Source organism: Kitasatospora indigofera, from assembly GCF_014655955.1.
GTDB lineage: Bacteria > Actinomycetota > Actinomycetes > Streptomycetales > Streptomycetaceae > Kitasatospora > Kitasatospora indigofera.
This window is the reverse complement of the sequence record NZ_BNBO01000108.1, coordinates 1-6,449: the sequence shown is the minus strand read 5'-3', so window position 1 is coordinate 6,449 and position 6,449 is coordinate 1. Positions and strand designations below refer to the sequence as shown.

At 71.8% G+C, this 6,449-nt stretch carries 4 protein-coding genes; 3 read left to right on the top strand and 1 reads right to left on the bottom strand.

Translation table 11 applies throughout. From position 1 onward, the window contains the following. Positions 1 to 431 precede the first annotated feature (431 nt). Positions 432 to 1,127 (top strand): FadR/GntR family transcriptional regulator, encoded by a 696-nt coding sequence (locus IE329_RS39425; protein WP_190215886.1) that lies wholly within the window; start codon positions 432 to 434, stop codon positions 1,125 to 1,127. 556 nt (positions 1,128 to 1,683) lie between these two features. Continuing rightward, positions 1,684 to 2,634, top strand: coding sequence for a PIN domain-containing protein (locus IE329_RS39420; RefSeq protein ID WP_190215885.1), 951 nt, complete (start codon positions 1,684 to 1,686; stop codon positions 2,632 to 2,634). Between the two features lie 287 nt (positions 2,635 to 2,921). Here the strand turns inward: IE329_RS39420 and IE329_RS39415 are convergent, their stop codons facing one another. Then, positions 2,922 to 3,173, bottom strand: coding sequence for a hypothetical protein (locus IE329_RS39415; protein ID WP_190215884.1), 252 nt, complete (start codon positions 3,171 to 3,173; stop codon positions 2,922 to 2,924). A gap of 294 nt (positions 3,174 to 3,467) precedes the next feature. Here IE329_RS39415 and IE329_RS39410 point away from each other — a divergent pair. Beyond that, positions 3,468 to 6,449, top strand: a 2,982-nt coding sequence (locus IE329_RS39410; protein WP_190215883.1) for an NACHT domain-containing protein, incomplete at its 3' end; no start/stop codon positions are given.

Below are 6,449 nucleotides of genomic sequence, written 5' to 3'. Positions count from 1 at the left end.
CAACGCCTTCTGGCAGAACGTCGCCCAGGGCGCCCTCCTCGTCGTCGCCGTCGTCGTCCAGCAACGCCGCAGCGGAGAGCGCGCCGTCGGCCTGCCCAGCTGAAGGTCCTCGCACCCTCACCGGCCCGGCCCCTTGCCACGGAGGGCCGGGCCGCTGGCCGTTCCCGGGGCCGGAACTGTCTGACACCGGCCGGTGCCCTGCCCGGTTCCTCGCACGCCGGTGCGCCATACGCAGGACCGTCTGCCCCATCCCAGGCCTGGAAGCTATGCTGCCAGGTCCAGGGGCGGGTGCTATCGTCGTGCTCGCCCAGGACCAGGATGGGGAGCTCGCGCATGCTCGGTAGGGTGTTCCCGGTGGGACGGGCCTCGCACGGCGGCAGTCCGCGGCTCGTCGCCGCAGTCCGGCCCAGCAAGGACAGGGGGCGGACCGCATGACCATCGGACGTGGCACGCTGAGCGACCAGATCGTGCCGGAGATCATCGCAGAGATCAAGCAACGGAAACTCCAGGCCGGTGACGAGGTCCCCGCGGAAGGCGAACTCGCCGAACGGCACGGGGTGAACCGCCTGGTGGTCCGCGAGGCCATCCGGACCCTCGTGGCCAGGGGCGTCCTGGTCTCCAGCCAGGGGAAGCGGGCCCGGGTCGCAGTGCCCTCCCCCGCCGTGCTGGAACAGATCCTGGAGTTCCGCCTCAACCAGAACTCCATGGACCTGCGCGACCTGATCGACACACGCCGGGTGATCGAAGGTGAACTCGCACGCCGCGCGGCCTCCCGGATCGCAGCCGGACACGGCTCGCCAGAAGAGGCTGAACGCGCACTGAGCGCGATGCACGACCGTACCGGCGACCGCGACGCCTTCATCGCCGCCGACCTGGCATTCCACCAAGCCGTCGCCGACCTCGCCGACTCCAACGTCCTCTCCTTCATCCTGGCGGCCATGAACGGCGTCCTGCTGGACGCCCGCCGCACCAGCTTCCTGGGCCGGGAGCAGCGCGGCAGCAGCCACCAGGAGACCATCGACGCGCACCGGGAGATCCTCGACGCGGTCGCTGCCGGCAACCCCGACGCCGCAGCCGAGGCCATGAGCCGCCACCTCACCGAGACCGGCCACGACCTGGGGCTGTGAGCAGTTCCTGACCGGAGCATTCGCCCTGCCTGGCTCCCCGCAGGTCGAGCAGCGCGTCGCGGTGGGTTTCGCGAAGCCAGGTCCGTCCGACAGGTTCTGCTCGACCAGCGGGGCGAGCGGGGCACCCTCGTATCCGAGGACGAGGCAGGCCGACCGAGCGCCCGGGCCGCTCATCGTCGTCGGCAGGTTCGTCGAACAACCCCTGGATCCGCGCCTCCGTTACGAGGCCACAAAAGGGCGCGACCCGGCCGCGGACGGACGTCGACTGGCCAGGTCTCGGCGGACCCGGGATCTCCTGCGTCGGGATCGGCGATCTCCCGCGCCCGGGCGCAGCGGCCCGTCGTCCTGACGGGAGAGCCGGGTGCGGGCCAGGCCTGGATGAGCTGGCAGGAGAGGACTGCGCCCGTCGGGCGCCCACTCACCGGCGGGGGAACGGTTCCCCGAGCCGACGAGGCTGCAGAGATCCGAGTAACTCTGTGCTGCGGTCGTGTCGCTGGAGGGCCGCAACATCGGAAATCCAAGGCGCACCAGCGGGCCGCGCTGACAGGATCACCGCATGCTCATCACACCGCGCCCCGGCGCAGACCGAAAGAACATCCGGCAGGCCCTCAGCGGCGTCCACACCTCGGCGATGAACCTGCAGCGGCCGTACGGCAGCGCTTTCCAGGGGCTGCTGAAGTATCTGGAGTGGGCCACGGAATCCGCGCGGATGCTGCGCTCCCAAGTCAGCGACCAGGACCTCGACCAGCTCGTGTTCACTGACCGCTACCGGGCGCTGCTGGGCAGCTGCGGCACGCTCGCCGGGTCGGACCAGCAGCGCCTCGTGAACGGCCTGGTCCAACTTGAGGTCGCCGAACGGATCGAGGCCTTCGAGGCGGCCGTGACCGCGCTGGATACGCGGATCGGCCGGTGGAGCCAGCGGGAGGTGTTCGTCGTGGCCGACTCCAGCTTCTACATCCAGAACGAGGTGAAGCTGGCCGACGTCGACCTGCACGAGGTGCTCGACGTGCCGCGCTGGCAGTTCGTGCGCCTGCTGTTCCCGATCGTGGTGGTGGACGAGCTGGACGACCTCAAGGACGCCAGCAAGCAACGGGCCCGCTGGCGTGCCGCCCACACGCTCGGGCTCCTCGACGGGGTCCTCAACGGCGGCATCCACGGGGTCCTGCATGAGGGGGACCACACCGTTCAGGACGGCGAGACCCGCGGCAGGGTCAACGTGGAGATCGTCCTCGATCCCCCCGGCCACGTACGCCTGGACCGCCCCGATGTCGAGATCATCGACCGGACGGTGGCCATCCAGGGCCTGGCCGGCCGCGACGTTCGGTTGCTGACGTGCGATACGAGTCAGCACACCCGGGGCCGGGCCGCCGGGCTGCAGGTGACCAAGGTGGCAACAAAGGACCCCGGCGACGAGCCGGACTGGTCGGCCCCGGACAGGTCTGGCACTGGAGTACGCGCGCAGCGGCGCGCCCGGCAAACCGAAGCCGAGACTCCGACGGCCAGTTGAGATCGTGCATCGACGGCGCGCCGGTCGGCCCTGGGCCGTCAGCCCAGCTTGCTGTGCGCGCTGTTGGGCCCGCCGGGTGCGTGCCGGTCGGGACGGGCGGGCGTCCGGGCGGGTGGCTTCCTCGGCCTGCGGGGTCCGGGCGGCCAGGCCCGCCTTCGCCGCGTCGGCGGCCGGCCCCGGGATCCACGTCCGCGCATCAGGCGCTGACATTGCGCGCCACGGGGCGACGGGGGCGACATCGCTCCGAGGCGGGCCTCAGTTGCCGGCGCCCGCCTCGGAGGCTGGTGTCAGCGGGTGCTGAGCCACCGTTCGACGACGGCGCCCACGATCAGTGCGGGGGTCCCGGCGAGCGAGAGGACGGCGGCGCGGCCGGCCTGGCGCAGCAGCGAATCCTGAGTCCGCTCGTCCTGCGGCGCCTGGCCGGCCGGCTGGGCCTGGGCAGGGTCCTCAGGGGTGCCGGCGAGTGGGCCGGGCGCCGTGGTGGTGGCGGGGCCGGGCCTGGTGGTGCGGCGGGGCTTGTGGGTGTGGTTGCCGTTCATGGTGCTGCTCCCCCTTCGGCTGGATGGCGTGTTCTCGGGTGCCGGGCCCGGCGTTGCTTCGAAGGTTCCATCCGGGGGTGCGAGGTGTCCGAAGTTGCGGGCGCAGAGGGCGTGGTGGGCTCTACGCTGCTGGTCAGCGGTGATGGATGGCCGGGGGTTGGGGTGCCCGCTGCGGGTGGGGCGGGCACGGCGAGGGGCGGGGCGATGACAGAGGCGGAACGGGTGCCGGCGGACGCGTTGGGGCCGAAGCGGCAGGCCCTTCACCGAGGACTGCTGGATCTGCAGGAGCGAGCCGTGGGCGCCCGCAGGGCCGCCGGGCTCCCCCGCGGGCAGGCGGAGCTGCAGAAGATGGTGCGCCGCACCGGTCTGGCGGGAGCGGACAGCTTCAGTGGCCAGCGGATCAGCACCTGGGTGCCAGCCGCGGCGCGCAGTACGTCGATGAGGGTGCCGCACGAGGCGGAAGTACTGCTGGCCGTGGTGGCGGTGTGGTCGGCGTGGGCGGGCGAGGACGCCCTGCTGCCCGACGGCCGGGTGGACCAGCGGTGGCTGCGGAAGCACCGCCCGTACTGGGACGGCCTGCTGGAGGACGCCCGGGCTGAGCGGGACGCCGCGCGAGGCGCGGCCGGGCGGCAGACCGCCGCGCTGGAGCAGGCGCGGGCCGAGCAGGTGTCCGCGGCGGTGGAGGCGTACCGGGAGCGGGTGCGGGGCGTCTACCGGCGGCTGAACCTGGACGTCCTCGGGCCGTCGGGCAGCGCGGGCGAGCAGGCTGTGATCGAGCTGCGGCAGGTCTTCATGCCGCAGCTCGCACGCCCCTACACCGCCCAGGTGCCGGGCGAATGGCGCCGCCTGCTGGCCGCCGGCGAACTGGACGACGCGCAGCTGCCGCCGGGAACGGAGGCGGCGGAGGTGTTCCGGCTTCGGGAGGCCCACCGGGCGCAGGTCGAGCAGGCGGCTCAGCCAGTGCTGGAGGCGCTGGCGGGTGAGGCAGGCCGGCGCCTGGTGGTGCTCGGGGATCCGGGTGCGGGCAAGTCCACGCTGCTCCAGTACCTGGCCCTGGCACTGGCCGGTGGTCTGCGGGAGATGCCGTCGGAGCTGGTGGGCCTGGCGGGGATAGTGCCGGTCGTGGTGGAGCTACGGCAGTACGCCGCGACGAGCTGGCGGGAGCGGACCTTCGAGGACTTCCTGGAACACATCCATACCCAGGAGCGGATGCGGCTGCCCCGGCAGACCCTGGTGGAGCTGCTCGACGAGGGCCGGGTGCTGGTGCTGTTCGACGGTCTCGACGAGGTCTTCGACCCCGCCGTCCGGGCCGACACCGCCCGGCGGATCACCGCCTTCACCGCCGCCTACCCCCAGGTGCGCACGGTGGTCACCTCACGCGAGTACGGCTACCGGCCTGGCGAGTTCACCGCGAACGGCTTCACCCAGGTGATCCTCCAAGACCTGGAACGCGGGCAGGTCGAGGAGTTCGTGCGCCGCTGGTACACCGCGGCCCACCCCGCCAGGCCCGCCCTCGCCGGCCAGCGCACCCAACGCCTCCTGGATTCCGTACGCCAGGTGCGCGCGGTCGCCGGACTCGCCGGCAACCCCCTGCTGCTCACCGTCCTGGCGTCCATGGGGCTGGGGAGGACCATCCCGCGTGAGCGGCGCGAGGTCTACGCCCACGCGGTGGAGGTGCTGATCGAACGGTGGGACAAGGAAGCCAAGTTCCTCACTCCCCCCTCCCCCGCCGGCGCGGAGGCGGCCGCCGCACTGGAGTGGCTGAACGTGGATCGGCGTCTGCTGCTGCTGGAGCGCATCGCCCGGCACATGCAGAACGGCGCCGGCCGACCCGCCGGCACCTTCATCCGACACGATGAGCTCACCGGCATCATCAGTACCTTCCTGACCGACCACAACATCAGTCGCCCGGCCGCCGACGTCGCAGCCGACACCCTCGTCGACCATCTGCGCACCCGCAACTTCCTCCTCGCCCACTACGGCGGCGGCATCTACGGCTTCGTCCACCGCACCTTCCTCGAACACCTCGCCGCCCGCGACCTCCTTCGCCGCCGAGCAGAAGAGGAATGGACCCGCGAGGACTTCGTTGACCTGCTGATCGAACACGCCAAGGACCCCACCTGGCACGAGGTCCTGCTCCTGACCGCCGGCAACCTCAAACAACGCGACGTCGCCGCCCTACTCGCCCGCCTCCTCCACCAACACCGCCGCAGCCCAGACTTCGGGCGGGCGCCGATGCTGATGCTGGCCATCCGCGTGCTCGCCGAGCTCAAGGACATCAGCCCCACGGCAGGCACCACCGATCCGCGCCTGTCGGTCGCCGCCCAGAGCGACGCCGTCATCGACTCCCTCACCAGCACGCTGCGCCGCCGTCACCAGTACCTGAATGTCGACGAAGCACTGCCGGCCCTGGGCACCTTCGACCGCTACTGGAACGGCCGCGGACGCTACCTGCGCTGGTACCACGCCGCCAGCGCCCTCTCCTCATGGCGATCGTCCATTCCCGGGCAAATTGCCGCGGCCTTGAGCCTCGCCGTCCACGACGCAATGTCCCTGGTGGGTATCCCCTGGGACCCACAGATACGCGGCAGCGCCCTGGACATGTTGGGGGAGCGGTGGGCCGACCACGAGGACACCCAGCCAACCGTCCTCACCGCCACCACCGACCCCGACCCGACGGTGCGTAGCACGGCCGTGCAGGTGCTGGCGGAGCGGTGGCCCAACCACGAGGACACCCAGCCAACCATCCTCACCGCCACCACCGACCCCAACTGGGCTGTGCGCGTCGTCGCACTCCACACGCTGGGGGAGCGGTGGCCCGACCACGAGGACACCCGACCCACCATCCTCACCGCCACCACCGACCCCGAACCGACGGTGCGCGACGCCGCACTGGAGGTGCTGGCGGAGCGGTGGCCCGACCACGAGGACACCCGACCCACCATCCTCACCACCGCCACCGACAGCAGCGACACCAACGGGCGCGCGCGCAGCACCGCACTTCGTGTGCTGGCGGAGCAGTGGCCCGACCACGAGAACACCCGACCCACCATCCTCACCGCCACCACCGACAGCAGCGACACCAACGGGCGTCCGCGCATCGCCGCACTTCGTGTGCTGGCGGAGCAGTGGCCCGACCACGAGAACACCCGACCCACCATCCTCACCACCGCCACCGACAGCAGCGACACCAACGGGCGCGCGCGCAGCACCGCACTTCGTGTGCTGGCGGAGCAGTGGCCCGACCACGAGAACACCCGACCCACCATCCTCACC